General features: G+C 62.3%; 1 protein-coding gene. It reads left to right on the plus strand.

The genetic code is table 11. From position 1 onward, the window contains the following. Positions 1-435, plus strand: a 435-nt coding sequence (locus EN885_RS33125) for an ABC transporter ATP-binding protein (protein WP_164897981.1), incomplete at both ends; no start/stop codon positions are given.

The raw sequence follows: 435 nt of genomic DNA on the forward strand, positions 1-435 counted from the left end.
TCGCCGAACTGCTCGAACTGGTGCGGCTCAATCCCGAGCATGGCAAGCGCTATCCGCACGAACTGTCAGGCGGCCAGCGCCAGCGTGTCGTCATCGCCCGGGCGCTTGCGCTGAACCCGCAAGTGGTGATCCTCGACGAACCGGTTTCGGCGCTCGATGTTTCGGTGCAGGCTGGCGTGCTCAATTTGCTCAGGGATATCCAGCAGTCTTTCGGCACATCCTATCTGTTCATCGCACATGATCTTTCGGTCGTGCGCCACATCTCGCACCAGGTCGCGGTGATGTATCTCGGCAAGATCGTAGAGATCGCACCCGCGGCCGAACTCTATTCGAGGGCGCTGCATCCCTACACGCAGGCGCTGCTGTCGGCGGTGCCGCTCGCCAATCCCGAGAAGGAGCGCAAGCGCGAGCGCATCGTACTGACCGGTGACGTGC

This window comes from Mesorhizobium sp. M6A.T.Cr.TU.014.01.1.1 (assembly GCF_004022765.1).
In the GTDB taxonomy this organism is placed as follows: Bacteria; Pseudomonadota; Alphaproteobacteria; order Rhizobiales; family Rhizobiaceae; genus Mesorhizobium; species Mesorhizobium mediterraneum.